This is a genomic window from endosymbiont of Lamellibrachia barhami, assembly GCF_011947365.2.
In the GTDB taxonomy this organism is placed as follows: Bacteria; Pseudomonadota; Gammaproteobacteria; order Chromatiales; family Chromatiaceae; genus QGON01.
The window spans coordinates 136,602-158,511 of the sequence record NZ_JAAVSH020000001.1 but is presented as its reverse complement, the minus strand read 5'-3'; the positions used below and the strand labels follow the sequence as shown (position 1 = coordinate 158,511).

The window sequence follows — 21,910 nt, the reverse complement described above, 5'->3', positions numbered from 1 at the left end:
ATCGGCGATATGAACCCTTTCACAGTTAGTGGCAAAAACCCTGAGAAGTAGTTGATATATTAAAGCTTCATGATATTCTTATGTGTGAATCATGGATTTGATAACTCGGATGATCATGCAGTTTCGATTACTTTTAGCCTTTCTGTTTTTGTTGGTCTTTTCTGTCTCCAACGCAACAGAACTCAAGAGCACCACTGACTGGGAGGCCGTATCTGAGCAGGCCGCCAGGACCGATAGTCCGATTTTGGTGGCATTCACTGCCGATGGCTGTGGCTACTGCGAGTTACTCAAAGAGCAGGTATTGAAACCGATGCTCGCCGATCCAGAGGCCGCTAAAAAGGCCACAATTCTGGAATACAACATCAGCAATGGCGGCAAAATCACCGATTTTGACGGCAGTCGAATCCGCAGCCGCCAGTTCACCAGACGCTACAAGGTCTTTGCCACCCCAACGGTGGTAATTCTCGATCCCAATGGCAACCCTCTGACAGCACCCATCGCTGGCTTCAACGGCAAGGAGAACTACGAAGACCTACTCGACAGCGCGCTCAGAGACTCCCGGACAGCCATGCAGAAGATCGGGCTGCCGACAGATGCTATCGCCGGATCCGCCAAACCGGTCAACTTGGGGTCTTTTCCATATTAAGAGTATGGTTTAGTCATTTCATCACTGACAGATAATCTCCACAAGGGCATCCTACGGGACGATGAGAGTAGATTTCTTTATACTGCGTTCGTCCCACTGACAGCTTGGAGATATCGTGCGAAACCTGACAATCGGCTGTCTTGCCGGCTTCTTTCTGCTGCTCTCTTGCCCGGCATTCTCCACCGAGGAAATCCGTATCCCCATCACCACCGATCTACAGCAGGATGGCAGGCTCTCCATCCAGCGGCAACTCCCCATTCTCCTGATGGTTTCTCAGGACCACTGTCCATTCTGCGACCTGATGAAACAGGAAATACTGCATCCGATGTTGTTGAGCGGGGAGTATGAAGAGAAGATCATCATGCGCGAAATCCTTATCGACCTGGGCCAGGACGTCACGAACTTCGAGGGCCAACGCGAGGATGCCTCCCATTTTGTCCATGGATACGATGTCCATTTAAGCCCAACGCTGCTGTTTCTCAATGGGGAGGGCTCAGAGGTACGCCAACGCATGATCGGCATCAACACGGTGGAGATGTTCTCCTTCTACCTTGATGCCGCAATTGACGAGGCTTTGGTCCAGCTAAAGCCCCGGGAAACTGCAAAATCAGAGGTCCAACCCTAGAGTCGGTCACGTAAGTCCCTCAGGCTAAAACCACTGAGACGCTGCCCGGCATCCATACCCAACCCCAACACCTTGAATCTTTCACCCATCTCCGAAGGCAAGGTCAGGCGTTTCACCCCCTGCACCAGCTCCATGTGACTGACCAGGTCATTGGGATCCGAACCCGCCAGAAGGCTATCCAGTCCACTGGCCATCAAAAAGTGCGCCTGGGTGGTATACCCCAACAGTTCAAACCCTGCTGCAACACCCGACTCTGCAACAGCGGTAAAATCGACATGGGCGGTAATATCCTGCAGACCGACCCAACGAAAAGGATCAGGGTGAGCGCGGTGGCGATAGTGGCACATCAGGGTACCGCTGGTGCGTTGTGGATGAAAGAATTCGCTGCGCGGATAGCCATAGTCCACCAATAGGACGGCACCGCGCTGCATCATAGTTCCCAAAGCCTTCATCCAACCATGCAGACGCAGATTGACCTCGGAGACATAACCCTCCGCCAACTCCCCGTTGGTCGCCTGGATCCGCCCAATAGTTGAGTCTAATTCCGGGCTGACAGCCGTCTCGAAACGCTCAACAAATCCCGCTTCATCCCAGGCGACGAAGCTCTCCTCCACACACCCTGAGCGCATGCGAAAACGGTGTACCGGCATGGCATCGAGAAGTTCGTTGGCCACTACCAGCCCGGAGAAAGAATCCGGCAGATGATCCAGCCACTCGACCTGCGCCGACAGTTCCGGCACCCGCCGGGTTATGGTCTCTCGTTGCCGCGCCTGTAACTCCGGACTGACCTCCATGATCAGATAGCGCTGCGGCAGCGCATCCAGCCGTTCGAGCTCGGCCAGCATATCGGCGGCCATTAGACCTGAACCGGCACCGAACTCCAGAATCGCCCCGCCGTTGATCTCCGCCAGCAGCTGCTGTGCAGAACGGGCAAGACAGCAGGCGAACAGAGGCGAGATCTCTGGCGCAGTGATAAAATCCCCCGCCTCGCCAAACTTGCGGCTGCCCGCCACATAATAGCCCAGCCCCGGCGCATAGAGCGCCAGTTCCATGAACCGATCGAAGGGGATTGCACCGCCCGCCTGCTCCATTTCATCACGAATCCTGCGCGCCAACTGTTCACTGACAGCCAGTGCAGCGGCATCCGGGGACGGCAGGCTGTTGGGGGATGAGTGGTGCGGCGACTGAAGACAATCGGACATAATGTAGAAACCGGGGTAATGCGTTAGAGTAGTGGCGCATTCAACCACGGAGTACGAGCGTGACGCAAAAAACGATCACCACGCCACTCAGCGGCAGGTGCGCACTGATCACAGGCGGCGCCCACCGCATCGGCGCCCAAATCGCCCGCACCCTCCATCGGGAAGGGATGAACCTGGTTCTGCACTACCGCAACTCCATCCAGGCTGCTGAAAGACTAAAGGCGGAGCTTGAAACCAAGCGCCCCGGATCAGTCGCCCTCGCGCAGGCAGATCTGCACGAAACCGCAGATCTGCCACTGTTGATTGAAGTGGCCAAGACTCTCTTCGGCCGCCTCGACCTGCTGGTCAACAACGCCTCCAGTTTCTACCCGACCCCGCTGGAAACAGCCACCGAGACCGACTGGGACGACCTTATCGGCAGCAATCTGAAGGCCCCCTTCTTTCTCTCCCGGGCTGCCGCCCCTCTGCTGAAAGTGTCTGACGGCTGCATCGTCAATCTGGTGGATATCCACGCAGAACGGCCACTCAAGGCCCATCCGATCTACTCCATCGCCAAGGCGGGCAACGCCATGCTGGTAAAATCCCTGGCCCGCGAATTGGGACCGGAGATCCGCGTCAACGGCATCGCACCCGGCGCCATCCTCTGGCCGGAACAGGGCCTGGATGCCGAGGAAAAGGAACTGATCCTCAACCGCACGGCCCTGAAGCGCCCCGGCAGCCCTGAGGATATTGCCCAAACCCTGCTGTTTCTGGTGCGGGACGCTCGCTACATCACTGGCCAGATTATCCCTGTCGATGGAGGCCGCACGCTGCAGCAGTAACCGCACCATCAACTAGACTTCAAACAGCAAAACTCTTTCCCCGATTCAGGAGTTTCCAAAATGACAGAAGTCCCAGGCGGCCTATCTTTTCGTCAGAGCATCGATCACATGGTCGACCGGGCACTGCAAATCCTGGATCTGCCACCGGGGGTCGACAACGCCATCAAGAGTTGCACCTCAGTACTCCAGGTCAGTTTCCCGGTAAAGATACGTGACCACCTCGAGGTGTTCACCGGCTGGCGTGCAGTGCACAGCATCCATCGTCTGCCATCGAAAGGCGGTATCCGTTTTTCCGAGAAAGTGGATCAGATGGAAGTGGAGGCTCTGGCAGCACTGATGACCTATAAGTGCGCCATCGTGGATGTCCCCTTCGGTGGCTCCAAAGGGGGACTGCACATCAATCCCAATAACTATACCCGGGATGAGTTACAGATCATCACCCGCCGCTTTGCCCGGGAACTCGCGAGCAAAGGCTTCCTCAATCCAGCCACCAACGTACCCGCTCCCGATGTCGGCACCGGCCAGCGGGAGATGGCCTGGATTGCAGATACCTATAAACATCTCTATCCGGAAGATATCAACTATGTGGCTTGCGTCACCGGCAAGCCGGTCGCCCACGGCGGTCTGAAGGGACGCACCGAGGCCACGGGACGTGGCGTGCAGTTCGCCCTGAGGGAGTTTTTCAGACATCGGGAGGAGTGCAATGAGGCCGGTCTGGATGGCGATCTGGAGGGGAAACGCATCATCGTCCAGGGCTTCGGTAATGTCGGTTACCACACCGCCAAGTTTCTCTCTGAGGAGGACGGCGCCAAGATCATCGCTATCATCAAACACGACGGGGCGCTCATCAACCCTGACGGCATCCATATCGAGGAGGCCTTCTACCATAAATGTTCCCACGGCGGCTTCCAGGGCTTTGCCGGGGCAGATTTTCAGGAGGATGGCGCCAAGGTGATGGAGATGGAGTGCGACATACTGATCCCGGCCGCCGTCGAAGCCGCCATCACCGAAGAGAACGCGCCCAATATCCAGGCGAAACTGATCGCCGAGGCCGCCAACGGTCCGATCACCTTCGAGGCAGACCGCATCCTGCGCAGCCGCGGTATCACCATCCTGCCGGATGTCTATGTCAACGCCGGTGGTGTCGTGGTCTCCTATTTCGAATGGATTCGGAACCTCACCCATATCCGTTTCGGCCGCCTTGAACGCCGTTACGATGAGAGCCGCGGGCGTCATATCCTGCAAGCGCTGGAAGAGACCAGCGACCGGACTGTTCCGAAGTGGATCAAAAGTGAGTTGGAGAAGGGGGCGAATGAGGAGGATCTGGTGTGTTCGGGTCTGGATGACAGTATGCGCCAGGCACTACAGGAGATCATCGACACCCGCTGCCGTAAAGAGGAGATCGAGGACTACCGCACCGCAGCCTATTATATCGCGGTAAGCAAGCTGGCGCGCTCTTATCAAGATCTGGGGGTGTTCTAGCCGCAGGTCCGATCAAGCTTGCGGGTCGGGCGACACCTGACTGTTATTTTTTTCGATCCTGGCGTTTGACGTGTCTCTTCAGTCGCTGGCGCTTCTGTATCTGCCGATTGGTCAGCTTGTTCTTCTTGCCCTCGTAGGGGTTGTCGCCTGAGCGGAACTCGATGCGAATCGGCGTCCCGATCAATTTCATCGCTTCGCGAAAACGGCCCACCAGATAGCGTTTGTAGGGATTCGGCACATGCTGGGTCTGATTGCCGTGAATCACGATAATCGGCGGGTTCTTTCCACCCTGATGCGCGTAGCGCATCTTGATACGCCGCCCATGCACGGATGGCGGTTGATGCTCCTGCACCAGCAGCTCCAGCAACCGGGTCAGTTCGGGCGTCGCCATGTTCCGCATGGCATTTTCATAGGCCTGATCCACCAGCTGGTAGAGGTCACCCACACCTGAACCGTGCAGAGCAGAGACGAAATGCAGCCGCGCAAAACCGAGAAACGGCAGTTTCCGGCCAATCTCCTCTTTCATATGCTCACGCTGGTCAGGTGTGAGGCCATCCCATTTGTTCACCACCAGTACCAGTGCACGGCCACTCTCCAGCACATGACCCGCCAGCGTCGCATCCTGCTCTCCCACACCCTGATGAGCGTCGAGCACCATCAGCACCACATTGGCCTGCTCGATAGCCTGCAGGGTTTTGACGATACTGAATTTTTCGACCACTTCCGTGACGCGCGCACGCCGTCGCACACCCGCCGTATCGATGAGCGTATAGGGACGTTCGTCGTGGACAAAAGGGATGAAGATGCTGTCCCGGGTGGTGCCCGGCTGGTCGAAGGCCACCACCCGCGCCTCTCCCAGCAAACAGTTGACCAGCGTCGATTTACCCACATTGGGGCGCCCAACCACCGCGATCTGCGTCCCCTTGATCTCCTCGTCCGGCGTCTCCACCGGTGGCAGGGTGTCGAGTACCTGGTTGATCAGGGTATTCACACCCTGACCGTGAACTGCGGCAATCGCTGAGGGCTCACCCAGTCCCAGGGAGAAGAAGTCGGCAGTGGCCATCTCCACCTCCAAACCCTCACTCTTATTCACCACCGGGGTAATCGGCTTGCCGGTGCGGCGCAGCTCAGCGGCAATCGTCTCGTCACTGCCGGTACAGCCCTCTCTGGCATCCAGCAGAAAGAGGATATGATCCGCCTCGCCAATGGCCTGGCGCACCTGCTGCCCCATCAGGAACTCAACCCCTCCTTCATCACCACTGATGCCGCCGGTATCGACGATCACATAGGGGCTGTCACCCATCTTTCCGGTGCCATATTTACGATCACGGGTGAGACCGGGCTGATCCGCCACCAAGGCGTCCCGGCTGCGGGTGAGGCGATTGAAAAGCGTGGACTTGCCCACATTGGGGCGACCGACAAGTGCTATGACAGGAAGCATGGCCTCGGCTCAGGGGGTTTCCGTTGCGGGCAGACGTATGCGCAATGCAGTCAGCTTTCCACTGTCGTCAAAGACATAGACGATGTCGTCCACCACCTGGGGTTTGGCGCGAATACCCTCACTGCCCACACGAATGCGTGCAACCATGCGGCCATCTTCCTGGGATAACCAGTGCAGATAACCGTCGTAATCTCCCACTACCAGATAGTTGCCGATAATCGCGGGGGCCGACAACTTTCTTGCGCGAAGTGCCTTCTGTTGCCACAGGGTCGCACCGTTGCCCGCTTCGAGTGCCCAGATAGAGTCTTCGTCGTCAGTGACATAGAGCTGTCTCCAATCCGCATCCAGACCAGCGTGCACCGAGATATCCCGCCTCCATAGCACCACGCCGCTGCTTTCGGAAACCGCCGCAACCTGCCCCTGAAAACTGGCAGCGTAGATGACACCCTCCACCACCACCGGATCGGAGTCGATATCCACTATCCGCTCCAGTTCGGTCCGCCCGTGCGCGGTGGCAACCGTTGCTTCCCAATTGGCAGTGCCGCTATCCAGAGAGAGTCCGGCAAGCTTACCGTTGGAAAAGCCGATGAATACCTGGTCTTCATTGATGATTGGTGAACTGTTGCCACGTAGGGTGAGAACAGGTTCTGAATGGTCAAAGGTCCAACGGCTGGCTCCTGTATCAGCCGACAGCCCGGCCGCCCGTCCATCGACAGTGCGCACCACCACAACGCCTCGGGACGCAGCAGGAACCGAGAGCACCTCACTACTGACCCGGCGCCGCCACTTCTCACTGCCATCTGCTGCGTCAAGCGCCACCAGTTCAGCCTCAGCAGTACCCAGTAACACCAGACCATTGCCCACACCCGGGCCACCACTTACCTGCAGCTTGGTCTCCACATTCCACAATTGTTTGCCATTGAGGCGGTCAACCGCCACCACCCGGCCTTTCGGGTCTGCGATAAAGAGATGTTCATCAGCAACTGCAGGGGCGATCTCAAGAAACTTACCGTCGGTGCCGCCCACCGTGAGCTGCCATAGCGTTTCAAGTTCCAGGGCCGCAGTGAAATCCACAAGTTCCGCCGGTGGATCTGCATTATCCTTGGCGGGAAAGAGACTGCTACAGCCAGACAGCAGCGAGAGCAGAAAGAACCCAAACCAGACGCGCTTCATAACGACCTCAGGGTGTTTCCACTGCCAGATCGTCAAGTTTCATCTGCACCAGCGCGCTGTTACCCACCCCACTGGCAAGGGCCAGACTATAGGCGTCGCGGGCGCTGTTATTATCTTGACGGGCCAGGGCAATGTCGCCCCGTAGTACGGCAAATTCACCTGCATAGGACCCGCTATCGACCTTCGTTTGGACGGCAGCGCCGTCCAGGTCGCCCTCGCTCAACAGAATACGCGCCAACCGTAACTGTGCGATCTGTTTCAGACCGGGTTCAGAGGCGTTATCTATAGCCCATTCCAACTGTGAGCGGGCTGCCGGGGAGTCCCCTGCCTCGAGTTTGATACGCGCCTGCGCCAACGCTGCGAAAACCGCATAGTTCGAGGATTCGTACTCCAGGCGCAATAGCTCTGCCTGCTTGCTGGCAGAATCACTGTCACCAGTTTCTACAGCTGTGATCATCTGGTTGAAAGCGACAGAGGCGTCTCCACCAACCCGCTCTTTGTAATCGCCCCAGGACTGCCAGCCAAATACGGCGCCCAATCCAATCACCACGCCGGCGACTACGGATTTACCGTTCTCCTGCCACCACTTTTTTAACACTTCGACCTGCTCTTCTTCAGTCTGGTAAACGCTCATCCGGTTTCCTTTGTTCAGTCAAAAATAATCACCACCAAGTGGCTATCGGATTTAACACTGTTTGGCTGCAAATCCCTGGTTGGCGATCAACTCAGCTTATCGAATTCGTTAAATAGATCCACTATTGATGCTCGGCGTCCTGCCTCGCACCCTTCGGGGCCAGCTTTGCTGTTCAATCCGAACCTGCGGATTAGTCGCTTCAAACAGATAAACCCGATAGCCTCCTAATGTGATTTTACGCTGTCAGACCGGCAATAATGCCCGCCAGTTCACTCAATTTCACCTGCTGCTGCTCGCCTTCGCCACGCAGTGGCTTTAGACCCACCTCTCCATTGGCCAGTTCATCGTCCCCAAAGATCAGGGCATAACGGGCATTGCTCTTGTCCGCCTTCTTGAACTGGCTCTTAAAACCACCGCCACCGCAGTTCACAATCAACCTCAGATCCGGCAGCTCATCCCGCAGGCGCTCAGCCAGTTGCACTCCTTCACGTTGCGCAGTTTCACCCATCATCACCAGATAGAGGCCCACCGACGGCAGACGCTTGGCTGTCTCACTCTCTTCCAGCAGGGCAATCAGCCGCTCCAGGCCCATGGCGAAACCTACCGCCGGCGTGGGGCGTCCTCCCAGCTGTTTAACCAGCCCATCATAGCGTCCGCCGGCACAAACCGTACCTTGAGCACCGAGCCGCGTGGTGACCCACTCAAACACTGTGCGGGCGTAGTAATCCAGCCCTCGCACCAGACGCGGATTAATGACATAGGCCACCCCCGCCGCATCCAGACCGGCGCAAAGGGTTTCAAAGTGAGTGCGCGAAGCATCACCAAGATGGTCCATCAGGGTCGGCGCATCGCTCACCACTGTAGCCATATCCGGGTTCTTGGTATCCAGAATCCGTAGCGGATTGCTCTCAAGACGACGGCGGCTGTCCGCGTCCAGTTCGTCGATACGACTACGAAAATAGTCTACCAGCAGAATCTTGTAGGCAGTTCGCTCTTCCGCAGTGCCCAGAGTATTGAGCTGCAGCTCCAGTCCATCCAGGCCCAGCTCACGCCAGATACGATGGGTAATGAGTATCTGTTCCAGGTCGATATCGGGTCCTTCGAGACCAAAGCTCTCCACCCCGATTTGATGAAACTGCCGATAGCGTCCCTTCTGGGGCCGCTCATGACGAAACATGGGGCCACGATACCAGAGGCGCTGCACCTGGTTGAACAGCAGGCCATGTTCCAGACCGGCACGGACACAGCCAGCAGTGCCCTCCGGACGCAGAGTCAGGCTATCCCCGTTGCGATCTTCGAAGGTATACATCTCCTTCTCGACGATGTCTGTCACCTCGCCGATGGAGCGCTTGAAGAGCTCGGTCAGCTCGACGATGGGCATGCGCATCTCGCCATATCCATAGCGGCTAAGAACCGAACGCACGGTATCTTCGAGAAACTGCCACAGGGGTGTCTGCTCAGGCAGGATATCTTTCATCCCGCGGATTGCCTGGATGTTTTTTGCCATCGGCTGGAACTACCGGTAATCGCTAAGTGGAACGGTTAAAACCGCGTAGATTAACACGGATGACGCAGACTGGCACAGTGCCGGGGGAAATCACATAATCCAAACTACAAATTTGACGGATCGAAACTGAAGCGGGCCACATTCGCCCGGGTATGCGGCTCAAGGTCATAAGCGACCCCATCAACGGTTATGCTGACACCCGATGCTTTACCCAGCACTACTGTGTAGGGGGCGGGGCCTTTATCAAGCAAACGCGTGGTACCAGCGGCAATCTCGCCAAAAATACGCGCCTTGCCGTTGGCATCACGCACTTCTGCCCAACAACGCTCAGAAAATTCAAACACAACCTTTGGGGCGCTGGGGGCTGGAGCCGGGATCTCCACAGACGCCGGAGGCGGTTCGTCAACCGTCGCAACGACTTCCGCTGCGCCCTCCTCTTGAATAGCAACAAATTCCTGCGCTGCCTCCTGGTCCGTATCCACCACGTTCTCTGTCTCGGCCGCTTCAGCCTCACTCGGCACCTCATCTTCCAAAGAATCTGCGACAGCCTCTTCAGATTCATCAGGCGCCACATCTTCCTGCACTGGGAGTGAGCTAGGCGTTGACACGCCAGGATCATTCAGTGGTTCCGGCAATGACTCATTGACAGGAGCCATCTCACCCAGGGTATCAACGGGATCACCACCCAACCTCAAATCAAGCTGACCCTGCCACCAAATGCCCAGCAGCACCAACAGAGAGATCACAATAAGCCAAGTCATCATGCGTACAGCACCATGGCTGCTGCGCACCTCTTTCCCCACTGTCGCCACCTTGCCGCCGGGAAAGCCATAATTCTGCTGAGCGGGAGAGAGGGCCAGAAAAGCTTCCAGTATCTCACCCTCCGGCAGCTTCAATAATCGTGCGTAGTTACGCAGATAACCCTGGACAAAAACCGCATCGGGCAGGGTATCGAAATCATCCCACTCCAACGCTTCGATCATTCCTTCACTGAGATGAAGCTCGGCGGCAACTTTCGACTGGTCCAAGCCTAGAGACTGACGCGTCTTGCGCAGACGCGCCCCAGGGCCCTCAATGGACTCTGCTGCCGCTTCCGACTCAGTTTCACTATTGGTAAGCACACTCATTATCGTTCTATTTTGTTGAGGAGCTGAACCTCAGGGGCGTCCGGAAACTTGTCCCTGAGCAGCTTTTTATATGCAGCGGCCTGCTCCCGGCCACCCAATGCATGCTCGATCCGCACTCCAAGCCACAATGACCCTGCAGTTGGCTGAGCCACTGAATTGTAACGTTCCAGATAACCCCGTGCCGGCAGATAGTTCCCCTGATCCAGGCTGGCTTCCGCCATTTGGTAGAGCGCCAGCGGATAGTCTTTTTTGCTGGAGAGCGCCCGCCGGTAATAGGATTCTGCCAGGGTCTTGTCGTCAGCCCGTTCGGCGCAGATTCCTGCATTTGCCAGTGCGACCCATGGAGTGGGGTAGAGCGGATTACTCACCGCGCGTTCAAACTCATCCTTCGCTTCTTGATAGCGTTTCTGTTTGCAAAAGAAACTGCCGCGGGCGTTATGGATATAAGGGTTTTTCGGCTGCAGTTTTACCGCCGTACCGTAGTGCGTTTCAGCCAATTGCATCTCGCCCAAACGTTCGTATAAAATGGCGATTACATTGTGAATCTCGGCATTGTCAGTATCAATAACAAGCCCCTTCTTCAGCTTCTTCAGCGCAATCGCCAGTTGGCCATCCTGCAAATAAGCAATGCCCATCTGTAAATATATATCGGCCGGGCTCTCCTGCGTACTCCTTCCCAGATCTCCAATATTATCCTGTTCCTGCCTGGTCTCCTGACCGGCGCAGGCACCCAGCAACAACACCACTGACAACACACTAAAAAGAGGCAGCACACCTATACCTTTCACGAGAGATTTACCTGCAATGGCTGCGATTGCCTGCGTTTGAGATCACGGCGACTACGATCCCGCACCTTACCCACTAATTGGCCGCAAGCGGCATCGATGTCGTCACCACGGGTCTTGCGGGTCATGGCAATAATACCCGAGCGTTTCAGCCGTTGGCGAAAGGCCTCGATACATTCCGGCGATGAGGTTTTATAGTCGCTGCCGGGGAACGGGTTGAACGGAATCAGGTTGACCTTGGAGGGTGTCCCCTCAAGCAGGCGAATCAGCGCCTTGGCGTGTTTGATGCTGTCATTGATCCCATCAAGCATCACATATTCCCAGGTCACCTTGCGCCGCTTATCACCTTCTATGAAGTCACGGCAGGCGGGAATCAGTTCTTCCAGGGGATATTTCCGGTTGATCGGCACCAATTCATCACGGAGCGCATTATCCGGCGCGTGCAGGGAGACGGCGAGACTGACATCGCTCACCTCCTTCAGCTTCCGCAGGGCAGGCACGATCCCGGAGGTACTGATGGTCACGCGGTATTTGGAGAGCATGTAAGCCAGATCGTCCTGCATGATGTCCATCGCGGTCACCACAGGATCGAAGTTGGCCAGTGGCTCGCCCATGCCCATCATCACCACATTGGTGGGGGAGTGACCCAGCTCCCGGGCCGCCACCCAGACCTGACCGATAATCTCAGCCACACTCAGGTTACGGTTGAACCCCTGCTGGGCGGTGGAGCAGAAGGAGCAGTCCAGAGCACAACCCACCTGCGAGGAGACACAGATGGTACTGCGCCCATCGTCCGGGATATAAACGGTTTCGATGCGCTGGCCATCCTCAAGTTCCAATACCCACTTGCGGGTGCCGTCCCGGGATGGCTGTTCGAAAACCAGTTTTGGCAGACGCACCTCGGCCACGGCTTCCAGTTGTTCTCTCAACCGTTTGGAGATATCGGTCATGGCCGTAAAATCAACCACCCCGTGTTTGTGAATCCACTTGAACACATTGCGGCCATGAAAGGCCTTTGAGCCCAGGTCGACAAAAAAAGCCTCCATCGACTCAAGGTCGAACTCCAGCAGATTGGTTTTTTGCACCGCTTCCAAATGTTTTTCCGTAGCTGAATATTTGTGAAAAAATCGGGAGTTATCAACTGTCGAGTTTAACCGGAGCTGGGGAATCAGGCAATTTGTTCCATCCACCCGTGCAGACAAAGTGTGATGCACCGTCAGCGGATACGGAAAAAAACGTTAAATGACCGACACGATCACAGCAGCGCCCAGCCCCACCGTGAGAAAACCCACCCCCCCTTTCAGGCCGTTATGCGCCCATGTGAGAGAACGGGATGAGAGACGCAGGGGCAGACCGATCACCAGCGCCAAAAGCCCCATCCCGGCTATTGAACCGAAACCGAAAACCAGGATATAGAGCAGACCTTCAAGAGGAGACACCACTGTCTCCAGCGCCAGCAGGATCAGCGCAGCGGAACCCGCCATACCATGCATCATGCCGACAAAAAGTGCCCGCAGGGGAAACCGCTCGGAGTGTTTGTGCAAATGCGGGTCAGCATTATGCGCACCACCTCCCTGATGGGAGTGGGCATGAAAATGGGTCAGTTCTCCGTGACTGTGGGCGTGAAAGTGCACTCGCTCACTTATCAGACGACGCAAAACATCAACGCCCAGTAGAATCAGCATCACGCCCACCGTCAATTCCAGGGTACGAGCCAGAGACTCAGGCAAGATCAGGTCGAAAACCAGCACCACGCCAGCAAAGAGAAACAGCGTCAAGGCGTGTCCCAAACCCCAGACAACACCCTGCCTGGCTGTCTGTGCGAGTGTACGGTTTTGAGTTGCCAGGGACGCGACTGCAGCAACATGATCCGCTTCCATCGCGTGCTGCAGGCCTATCAGAAACCCCAGTAACAGAACTCCCAGCACCTAACCGTCTCCCCTGCCTGCACGAAATCGACAATACAGCGACAACGACCCGTGTAGATCTCAGCAGTTACACAGCGCCGGCAATCGCCCAGGAGGCCCATGATTTCAAAGACTTCCTGGATCCCAGTATATACGGTACAACGCTTTTAGGTGCGCCTGAAACGGTTCGAAACCTCCAGTCCCTGGCGCAGAACACCGACACCCAACCCTTCAATCACTAAGTGCTGTTCCCGCAGATCAACCCTTAGTGGCTCAAAATCGTCATTCTCCGGCAACAGGACCACCAGATGCCGATGCAGAGCATCGCGATGAAACCGTTTTACTGTCACCTCATCATCCAGACGCGCCACCACGATCTGGCCGTTGTGCGCCTCAGAAGTTCGATGTACTGCGAGCAGGTCACCATCCATAATGCCCACATCCCGCATACTCGCACCCGACACCCTCAGCAAATAGTCTGCCGGTGGATGAAAAAGCTCCGGAGAGAAAGGGTAGCGCTCTTCAATATGCTCTTCTGCCAGAATCGGACTGCCTGCCGCCACCCGGCCAACCACGGGCATGCCTTCATCCGGCTTGCCCGGCAACAATAGCCGAATTCCGCGTGAACGGCCCTTCAGAAGTTCAATGGCCCCCTTTTTCGCAAGTGCCCGCAGATGCTCCTCAGCGGCATTCACAGAACGGAAACCCAGAGCCTCCGCAATCTCCGCGCGGGTTGGTGGAAAACCTGTCACCTCCAGGTGAGAACGAACCAACTCAAGAACCTCTGTCTGTCTTGGCGTCAACTTCATCGGGCTTGACCTGTGGTTATTTTCATACTGTTATTATATACAGTATCGATTATGGCGCAAGAGAAGGATAGTTTGAACAGGGATTTGAGAATAATAACCACCAGAGCTCATACAAATGAAATATCCCACTCAAACAGAACCGGACAAACGCAACCATAAACCTGCCGACATAAAAACGCTGGTCACTCTGTTGCTGCTCTTCTGCCTCCCTCTTGGCCTCTTTGCGTCGGACGGCACTTCCATACTCGAGACCGTCACCCGGAAATTCTCCGGCGATCTCGACGAGATACAGGCACGTGCCGCCATTCGTGTACTGGTCAGTTACAACCGCACCGGTTTTTTTCTCCACAACGGTAACCGCAAGGGATTCGAAGCCGAATTGCTGGAGCAATATAAAGAACACCTCAACAAAGACAATAAGCGAAACCAGATCAATACCGCCCTGGTATTTATCCCTGTTCCTTTCGATCAGTTGCTGCCCTCTCTACTCGCAGGCAAAGGGGACATCGCCGCAGCCGGACTGACCATTACGCCGGATCGGGAAAAAATGGTGGCATTTACCAAACCCTATCTGCCCGACGTGCAGGAGATCATCGTAGCCGCGAAATCCACCGCACCCCTGAATTCCCTGAATGACTTGGCGGGGAAGACCCTCCATCTGCTGAAAGGCAGCAGCTACGTCACACATCTGAAACAGCTCAATCAACGATTCCGCAGGGAAAACCGGCTGCCGGTCAAGGTCATCGAAGTGAGTGAATACCTGCAGACCGAAGATCTGCTTGAAATGGCCAACGCCGGGGTCATCGACTACACGGTCGCCGACGACCACATCGCCAGGATCTGGTCACAGGTGCTGAAAAATATTCAGCTATTTCCAGGACACCCTATCCATTCCGGCAGCCAGCTTGCCTGGGCGGTAAGAAAGAACAATCCGAAACTGCTGCAAAGCCTTAATAGCTATATGGGGAAGATCAAAAAGGGCAGCCTGCTCGGCAACATGATGTTCAAGCGCTACTACGAAAAGACCAGATGGATTAAAAACCCCCTGGAACCCAATGAACATGACCGCCTGAATCGTGTCAGTGACCTCTTTAAAAAATATGCCGAACAGTATAATTTCGACTGGCTGGTCGTTGCCGCTCAGGCTTACCAGGAATCCGGACTCGATCAGAGCAAACGCAATCCCTCAGGGGCTATCGGCATCATGCAGATACGCAAGGCGACAGCCGCCGACAAACATGTCGCCATTTCGGACATTGAGAAGCTGGAGAACAATATTCACGCCGGGATTAAATACTTGGCCTGGCTGCGCAAACACTACTTCAGCGATCCCTCCATCTCACCGCAGGACAGCGTTTTTTTCAGCCGGGCCGCCTACAATGCCGGCCCGGCAAAAGTACGCAAAATGCGCGCAAAAGCCGCAAAAATGGGGCTGGACAGGAACCGCTGGTTCCTCAATGTCGAGTACGCAGCGCTCAGGATCGTAGGACAGGAGACCGTGCGCTATACACGTAATATCGTCAAATACTATACGGCATATCGATTGGCATTCGACTTGCGTGAGGCGACCAGAAAAGCAAAGAAGTAGGAGGGAGGCGCTCTGTCAGAGCATCACGTTTCCAACCAGAAGGTCACTGGACCCTTATTGGTCAACGCCACCTGCATGTCCGCACCAAAGCGACCATTCGCCACATCCCCGTGAGTCTCCCGTGCACGATCGAGCAGATAGAGAAAAAGGGCCTCCCCCATTGCAGGGGGTGCCGCAGTGGAAAATCCGGCGCGTTTTCCTTTATGCGTATCCGCCGCCAGGGTGAACTGAGGCACCAGCAAGAGACCGCCACCTATATCACGCAACCCCAGATTCATGCGTCCGGTTTCATCAGGAAATACCCGATAACCGAGCAGACGCTCCAACAGTCTGTCGGCCTTGGTCTCGTTATCGTCCCTCTGCACCCCAACCAGCACCAGCAGCCCACGACCGATCTCTCCGATCACCTCCTGCTCTACCTTTACGCTTCCATTTGACACTCGCTGCAGCAGTCCAATCATTTCTCTCTCCTGGCAAAGCAATGAGTTTCGCAGCTTTCGATTTTAGAATAGATAGTTGTCATGAAATCGAGAGTTTACCCTGACAACCCGCAGGGAAACACCGCATATTTCACCTGCAACAGTCACAATGTTCAGAAAATTCCTACAAGAGATGAGGTTATTGCCCACACAAAATTTCACCGCTTTGTGTGAGTCTCTACCTGTCGCCGGCAGGGATGCAGATGGAACGACGAAATGCGCAGGAACGGCGCAGCTACGGATAGAACACCTTTGCCAACCACAACCAGGCGACTAAAACCCCGACAGCATGGAATGCCGCCGGGGTTTTTCTTTTCTGCGAAGCTTGCAAACTCTTAACGTTTACTTCTGGCTCGAGCGACTTACAGAAGTCACCAACCAGATCAGCGGCATCCTGCTGCACCATCAGGGGGGCGAACCACCCCTGACAGAACTCTCATCAATACTGCAGCAGATTCAGCAGGATTTCGGCAGACTCAAGGAAAAATCAGTGCAGACCAACGAAATGTCGAGCGGCGATATAGATCTCTTCTGAATCCAGGAGGCTGACTTCAGCCGCCCCGGGCCGCTTTCTTCCGCTCGTGCTCCTTGAGATGCTTTTTGCGCAGGCGAATCGCACTGGGGGTAATCTCCACCAGCTCATCCTCCTCAATGAACTCCAGCGCCTGTTCCAGGGTAAACTTCAACGGCGTTGTAAGCATAATCGCATCATCCTTGCCTGAGGCACGAACATTGGTAAGCTGCTTGCCTTTCAGCGGATTGACAACAAGATCGTTGGCCCGCGCATGGATACCCACCAGCTGCCCCTCATAGACCTTATCCCCCGGTGAAGCGAACATCTTGCCCCGTTCCTGCAGGTTGAACAGAGCGAACCCCAGCACCTTACTTGCCCTGACCGTTGGAGATCAGCACACCGTTCTTACGCGGCGCGATACCACCGTGCTGAGCAGGCCCATAATGGTCGAACACGTGATATATCAGACCGGTACCTGAGGTGCTGGTCATAAACTCAGTCTGAAAGCCGATCAAGCCACGGGAAGGGATGACATAGTCAAGACGCACACGCCCCTGACCATCGGGCACCATATCCTTAAGCTCGCCTTTGCGGGCACCCAAAGAGCACATGTAACTGAACGAAGCATACTGTTTCCACTGAATCAGGAGTACGGCCATCCACTCATCAACAACACCGAGACCATCGCCAATGTAAGGCTATCATCAAGCGTAAGCGCGGCGCAATTACCAGGACCAGGGACTCGGTGAAGCCAGCGGCACCAAGATCTACTGCCTCAGTGGCGATGTCCTCAAACCTGGTGCCTACGAACTGCCGATGGGCACACCACTGGCGGATCTGATCTTCGACTACGGCGGCGGCATGCTGGTGGGTAAACTGTTGAAGGCAGTGTTTACCGGCGGCCCCTCGAACACCATCCTGACCCCGATGGACCTGGACGTGCCTCTCGACTTCGATTCAGTGGCGGCACGCCGCTCGGCGCTGGGCACCGGCGCCATGATCGTCGTCTCGGAGGGCACCGGCATCGTCAAGCGGGTCACCGAGTACGTCAACTTTTTTGCCGACGCCTCCTGCGGCCAATGCCCGCCATGCAAGACCGGCACCTACTACATCTCCCGCCTGTTGAGCAAGATAGACACGGGGCAGGGCAGTCAGGCCGATCTGGATTCACTCTACAGTCTGTGCGAAATGTTGCCGGGTACCGGTCGCTGCCATCTGCTGGACGGCGCGGTCAAGGTGGTGGAGAGCTCCCTCTACCACTTCAAGGAGGAGTATGAGGAGGCGATCATGCCCACCATCCGTTTTGGAATGGGGAATTTTGGCGGCACCGACTGATAGGGCGCAGGCTCGATCAAGCGCAGCGGATCGGGCCTTGTCGAATTACCGGGACATATGGATTGCAGGTTCCGCTATGCTTGAACCGGCCGACTCGTAACATGTCAGATCAAGAGAAAAAAGGCCACAGCCGCTGCCGTTACCAGGCTCACGGTGGTCAGCGGCGTCACCAGCATCACCCCGGTAACGAGCATGAGGTAGGCGGCCTCGACCACCAAAATCATCATCGCCAGCCCCAGTCCCCGAGGCGCACTCATCCACTGGGTGATACTTGCCAGAGAGATCAGTGCCAGACCGAGCAACGCCCCACCCATCATGCCGGCGAATGCATGATTTACCGGTTCATTGCTGAACATGTGGGTGATCTCTCCCGGAGCGACGATCAGGATCACACCCCAGACGCCCAGCATGATGATCGCCAACCCCAAGGCAAAATTTCTAAAAATATCCTTTGGCATGCCAACTCAAACCTTCATTAAAATTATTGATGCAACGCCAAGCCTAGCAGATAAGCCACTTCAGAAAAATTCACGCCCTCGTGGACGATTGATTCTGGCAGGCTGATTATTGGAACATCACCATATGCTCATCTTTTGACAGAAGCGTCATACATGGAATAAGCACATGAATACTAAAGAGTTATCAGGAAAACCCATGATTTAACAGGACAAAAACATTGACCCAAACCGTTGGTTTTGAGATATTTTCCCCTTTTGAAATTGCGCTCTCCTGTCCGTTGGGACTCGGGGCACCACATGTTTCCAGGCGCTGGTTTGCGTTCCATACCGGACCGGCGATAGAAATTCCGTGGTAGGCCCCATCCCTAGCAGATCCTCGATCTGCCGGTGCACAAACCCCAGGAAAGTCGACAGACTTGAACCGCTCGCGCCTTTTCAGCAGGGCCTTCGGCCCACGGCAACACGCAGCATAAAACAGGTGGTATATGACGCAACAGGCTGACAACGGCGAGAGTGCCGTGCAGATTGGCGGGAACAAAACCGCCGCCAAGGTAGATGAATATATTGTCGAGATCGTCTCCGATTCAGGCGAGGGCGCGCAGAAGTGCGGCCAGACCTTCGGCAATATCAGCGGTAAGATGGGCAACGGCGTCTGGACCGTTGAGATCATTCCGGCGGAGATCCAACCCCCGGCCCGCTCTCCCGCAGGCGCATCCGGCATCCGTATTCGCATCGGCTCAAAGTACATTACGAATATGGGCAACGAGGCCGAACTGGTTGTCGCCTTCAATGAGCAGGTACTCTTCTCCCGCATAGCCAACGGCGCCTATAAAGAGGGCACCATCGTTCTGCTGGAAAACAAGTGGGAGACCGATCCCGACGAGAAGATCCGCAATCAATACACCGCAGCGGTAAAAGAGTTTGCCGAGCACGGACTGATCGTGCATGAGCTGCCGATGGAAGAGGCGTGCCTGAAGATCGTCAAAAATGCCCGCAAGGGCAAGAACATGTTCGTACTCGGCATGATCAGTCATATCTTCAGCCGCGAGCCTGATCTGGGGCGTAAAGAGATCGCCAACACCTTCGCTCACAAGGGTGACAAGGTAATCCAGCCCAACATCGATCTGTTTGACGCTGGCTACGCCTTCGCCGCTGAACATCTCGACTATCTGTGGGAAATTCCACCCTACACCACTGACACGACCAAACCGACCATCATCACCAATGGCAACCAGGCGGTTGGCCTGGGGGTCATGGCGGCGGGCATGGAGCTGATCTCCATGTACCCGATTACACCGGCCACCTCCGCCACTCACTATGTTGCGGATGTCTTCGACAATGTCGGCGGCTTCGTCCATCAGGCCGAGGATGAGATCGCCGCGATGGGCTTTGCCCTCGGCGCCTCCTACGCCGGCAAGACCGCCTGCACTATCACTTCGGGTCCCGGCATGGCGCTGAAGACCGAACTGATCGGTCTTGCGGTAATGGCCGAGGTACCGCTGGTCATCGTCGACGTACAGCGTGGCGGTCCCTCCACCGGCCTGCCCACCAAGGTGGAGCAGGCTGATCTGCTCTCCTCCATATACGGCGAGCCGGGGGATGCCCCGAAGGTGGTCATCGCCGCCGCCACCATTGAGGAGTGTTTTCATTTCGTGGTTTTGGCGCGCAAGCTGGCGGAGGCCTTCCGTACCCCTGTCATTCTGCTCACCGATGCCAATCTGGCTACCGGCGTACAGCCCTACACCCGCCCTGAGATTCAGGAGGAGTGGCTCTCCGCACCAGTCGATCAGTCCCCCTGGGATGACGCCGTACCGGCCTTCGACTGGGACCAAGGCACGGGTCTCTCCCAGCGTCCGATCCCAGGACAACGCAATGGCGAATATGTCTTGACCGGTCTCTCCCACACCGATCGCAGTAAGGTGGCCTACGACTCCGACACCAACCAGACCAGCATGGCCCACCGCAGCCGCAAACTGGCGGCCCTGCAAAAAACCCTCAAGCCACCGAAGGTCCATGGCGATGAAGCGGGCGGCGATCTGCTCATCATCGGCTGGGGCTCAACCATGGGCGCCATCGAAGAGTCGGTCGACACCCTGCGCGAGCAGGGCAAGAGCATCTCCACCCTGCACCTGCGATTCCTCTCACCACTGGAGCCGGGACTGAAAGAGATCTTCAGCAAATTCAAGAAGGTCATGACGGTGGAGATCAACTACAGCGATGATCCAAACGGCCCGCTGATCACCGAAGAGAACCGCCGCTATGCGCAACTCGCCATGATGTTGCGGGCGCAGACCCTGATCGACATAGACTGCTGGTCTGTGGTCTACGGCCATCCGCTGCAACCCGGTATGCTGCAGGCAGAATTCAACCAGCGGCTCGATGCCCTGAACAACTGAGGAGATTAGCCAAATGTTTGGATTGAAAGCTGACTGGTCCGTCGATGTTTTTGAACGCTACTTCACCCTCGGTAACTACGCCGGCGGTGAAGCCCGCTGGTGCCCCGGTTGCGGCGACTTTGCCGTACTCAACACCGTTCACCGCGTGCTGCGCGATGCCCAGATGCCACCGGAGAAGAGTGTCGTCGTCTCTGGTATCGGCTGCTCCAGCCGCCTGCCCCACTATGTCGGCACCTACGGCCTGCACGGTCTGCACGGCCGCGCCCTGCCGCTTGCCAACGGTGTCAAGGCGCGCCGTCCCGACCTTGACGTCTGGGTCGGCACCGGCGACGGCGACTGCTTCTCCATCGGCGGAGGTCACTGGCTCCACGCCATGCGTTACAACATGGATATGGTCATATTGATCTTCGATAACGGCATCTACGGCCTGACCAAAAAGCAGACCTCGCCCACCACCCCCACTGGCGAACGTACCAATACTCATCCAGAAGGTTCGCTGCTGCCTGCAATGAACCCGCTCACGGTAACTCTGGGCATCACCAACGTATCCTTCGTAGCACAGGTGCCGGACTGGAATCCTCCGCTGCTCTACGAAACGATCAAGGCCGCCCATAAACACCGGGGCACCAGCTTCGTGCGCATCATACAGCGCTGCCCCGTCTTCTCGGACAGCTTCTGCAAGCCTTATCAGGACCACCCTGAGAATATGCTGCTGCTGACCCACGAAAACGGCATCCCGACCGAAGACAATGTGAAACGGCTGTTCCAGGAGCAGATTGAACACGATCCTGCAGACTGGTTGGAGGCGATGAAGGTCGCCCGTGACGAGTCGAAACTGCCGGTGGGTCTGCTCTATCATGATCCAGACGCCGTGGTGTATGAGGATTTCTCCGCGAAAGGCCTCAACAAAACCAACGAAGAGAAGCTGGCTGCAATCAACACCGCTCTCGACGCCTTCGCGATCTAAGTCAGACAAAGCCG

At 56.2% G+C, this 21,910-nt stretch carries 21 protein-coding genes and 1 pseudogene; 9 read left to right on the top strand and 13 right to left on the bottom strand.

The window, feature by feature from the left end; all coding sequences use genetic code 11:
- Nucleotides 1-91: 91 nt before the first annotated feature.
- Nucleotides 92-646: a thioredoxin family protein gene (locus G9Q73_RS00725; RefSeq protein ID WP_177418041.1), complete on the top strand. Its 555-nt coding sequence runs from the start codon at nucleotides 92-94 to the stop codon at nucleotides 644-646.
- 115 nt (nucleotides 647-761) lie between these two features.
- Complete coding sequence (locus G9Q73_RS00720; protein ID WP_369408798.1) at nucleotides 762-1,271, top strand: thioredoxin family protein; 510 nt, start codon at nucleotides 762-764, stop codon at nucleotides 1,269-1,271.
- Here G9Q73_RS00720 and G9Q73_RS00715 read toward each other — a convergent pair.
- Nucleotides 1,268-2,473: a class I SAM-dependent methyltransferase gene (locus G9Q73_RS00715; protein WP_177418040.1), complete on the bottom strand. Its 1,206-nt coding sequence runs from the start codon at nucleotides 2,471-2,473 to the stop codon at nucleotides 1,268-1,270. The genes G9Q73_RS00720 and G9Q73_RS00715 overlap by 4 nt on opposite strands.
- A gap of 59 nt (nucleotides 2,474-2,532) precedes the next feature.
- On the opposite strand from G9Q73_RS00715, the gene G9Q73_RS00710 reads away from it, so the two are divergent.
- Both G9Q73_RS00710 and G9Q73_RS00705 read left to right on the top strand, forming a co-directional pair.
- Complete coding sequence (locus tag G9Q73_RS00710; protein ID WP_369408797.1) at nucleotides 2,533-3,294, top strand: pteridine reductase; 762 nt, start codon at nucleotides 2,533-2,535, stop codon at nucleotides 3,292-3,294.
- Nucleotides 3,295-3,354: 60 nt separating this feature from the next.
- Nucleotides 3,355-4,776 carry a Glu/Leu/Phe/Val family dehydrogenase gene (locus tag G9Q73_RS00705; RefSeq protein ID WP_177418039.1) on the top strand — a complete coding sequence of 474 codons (1,422 nt, stop codon included), beginning with the start codon at nucleotides 3,355-3,357 and terminating at the stop codon, nucleotides 4,774-4,776.
- Nucleotides 4,777-4,819: 43 nt separating this feature from the next.
- Here the strand turns inward: G9Q73_RS00705 and der are convergent, their stop codons facing one another.
- From der to lexA, 9 genes are all read right to left on the bottom strand, one after another.
- A complete protein-coding gene (der, locus tag G9Q73_RS00700) occupies nucleotides 4,820-6,217 on the bottom strand; it encodes a ribosome biogenesis GTPase Der (protein WP_177418038.1) in 1,398 nt (465 codons plus the stop codon).
- A gap of 9 nt (nucleotides 6,218-6,226) precedes the next feature.
- Complete coding sequence (bamB, locus tag G9Q73_RS00695; protein WP_177418037.1) at nucleotides 6,227-7,426, bottom strand: outer membrane protein assembly factor BamB; 1,200 nt, start codon at nucleotides 7,424-7,426, stop codon at nucleotides 6,227-6,229.
- A complete protein-coding gene (locus G9Q73_RS00690) occupies nucleotides 7,398-8,024 on the bottom strand; it encodes a YfgM family protein (RefSeq protein WP_177418036.1) in 627 nt (208 codons plus the stop codon). Before G9Q73_RS00690 ends, bamB begins: the two co-directional genes overlap by 29 nt.
- 235 nt (nucleotides 8,025-8,259) lie before the next feature.
- Entirely contained in the window at nucleotides 8,260-9,531 is a 1,272-nt protein-coding gene (gene hisS / locus G9Q73_RS00685; protein WP_177418035.1) for a histidine--tRNA ligase, read from the bottom strand.
- Between the two features lie 104 nt (nucleotides 9,532-9,635).
- Complete coding sequence (locus tag G9Q73_RS00680) at nucleotides 9,636-10,658, bottom strand: RodZ domain-containing protein (RefSeq protein ID WP_177418034.1); 1,023 nt, start codon at nucleotides 10,656-10,658, stop codon at nucleotides 9,636-9,638.
- Complete coding sequence (gene pilW, locus G9Q73_RS00675) at nucleotides 10,658-11,446, bottom strand: type IV pilus biogenesis/stability protein PilW (protein ID WP_177418033.1); 789 nt, start codon at nucleotides 11,444-11,446, stop codon at nucleotides 10,658-10,660. The genes G9Q73_RS00680 and pilW overlap by 1 nt, the downstream gene beginning before the upstream one ends.
- Nucleotides 11,443-12,528: a dual-specificity RNA methyltransferase RlmN gene (gene rlmN, locus G9Q73_RS00670; RefSeq protein WP_439654683.1), complete on the bottom strand. Its 1,086-nt coding sequence runs from the start codon at nucleotides 12,526-12,528 to the stop codon at nucleotides 11,443-11,445. Before rlmN ends, pilW begins: the two co-directional genes overlap by 4 nt.
- Nucleotides 12,529-12,681: 153 nt before the next feature.
- Complete coding sequence (locus G9Q73_RS00665) at nucleotides 12,682-13,371, bottom strand: urease accessory protein (RefSeq protein ID WP_177418031.1); 690 nt, start codon at nucleotides 13,369-13,371, stop codon at nucleotides 12,682-12,684.
- A gap of 146 nt (nucleotides 13,372-13,517) precedes the next feature.
- Nucleotides 13,518-14,159, bottom strand: a complete 642-nt coding sequence (gene lexA, locus G9Q73_RS00660; protein WP_177418030.1) for a transcriptional repressor LexA — start codon at nucleotides 14,157-14,159, stop codon at nucleotides 13,518-13,520.
- Between the two features lie 115 nt (nucleotides 14,160-14,274).
- Here lexA and G9Q73_RS00655 point away from each other — a divergent pair, with 115 nt between their 5' ends.
- On the top strand, nucleotides 14,275-15,747 hold the full coding sequence (locus G9Q73_RS00655; RefSeq protein ID WP_177418029.1) for an MltF family protein: 1,473 nt from the start codon (nucleotides 14,275-14,277) through the stop codon (nucleotides 15,745-15,747).
- 23 nt (nucleotides 15,748-15,770) lie between these two features.
- Here G9Q73_RS00655 and dtd read toward each other — a convergent pair whose 3' ends face one another.
- Nucleotides 15,771-16,208: a D-aminoacyl-tRNA deacylase gene (gene dtd / locus G9Q73_RS00650; protein WP_177418028.1), complete on the bottom strand. Its 438-nt coding sequence runs from the start codon at nucleotides 16,206-16,208 to the stop codon at nucleotides 15,771-15,773.
- 343 nt (nucleotides 16,209-16,551) lie between these two features.
- On the opposite strand from dtd, the gene G9Q73_RS00645 reads away from it, so the two are divergent.
- Complete coding sequence (locus tag G9Q73_RS00645; RefSeq protein WP_177418027.1) at nucleotides 16,552-16,761, top strand: hypothetical protein; 210 nt, start codon at nucleotides 16,552-16,554, stop codon at nucleotides 16,759-16,761.
- A gap of 16 nt (nucleotides 16,762-16,777) precedes the next feature.
- Here G9Q73_RS00645 and G9Q73_RS00640 read toward each other — a convergent pair.
- Nucleotides 16,778-17,351: pseudogene (locus tag G9Q73_RS00640) on the bottom strand (translational GTPase TypA); the annotation flags it as partial.
- Nucleotides 17,352-17,556: 205 nt separating this feature from the next.
- Here G9Q73_RS00640 and G9Q73_RS19270 point away from each other — a divergent pair.
- Nucleotides 17,557-18,075, top strand: a complete 519-nt coding sequence (locus G9Q73_RS19270; RefSeq protein WP_246344891.1) for an NADH-ubiquinone oxidoreductase-F iron-sulfur binding region domain-containing protein — start codon at nucleotides 17,557-17,559, stop codon at nucleotides 18,073-18,075.
- Nucleotides 18,076-18,179: 104 nt separating this feature from the next.
- On the opposite strand, the gene G9Q73_RS00630 is transcribed toward G9Q73_RS19270, so the two are convergent.
- Nucleotides 18,180-18,533, bottom strand: coding sequence for a hypothetical protein (locus tag G9Q73_RS00630; RefSeq protein WP_177418026.1), 354 nt, complete (start codon nucleotides 18,531-18,533; stop codon nucleotides 18,180-18,182).
- 485 nt (nucleotides 18,534-19,018) lie between these two features.
- Between G9Q73_RS00630 and G9Q73_RS00625 the strand changes: the two genes are divergently transcribed.
- Nucleotides 19,019-20,929, top strand: coding sequence for a 2-oxoacid:acceptor oxidoreductase subunit alpha (locus G9Q73_RS00625; protein ID WP_177418025.1), 1,911 nt, complete (start codon nucleotides 19,019-19,021; stop codon nucleotides 20,927-20,929).
- Nucleotides 20,930-20,942: 13 nt separating this feature from the next.
- Nucleotides 20,943-21,896, top strand: a complete 954-nt coding sequence (locus tag G9Q73_RS00620; RefSeq protein WP_177418024.1) for a thiamine pyrophosphate-dependent enzyme — start codon at nucleotides 20,943-20,945, stop codon at nucleotides 21,894-21,896.
- The last annotated feature ends 14 nt before the right edge of the window (nucleotides 21,897-21,910 follow it).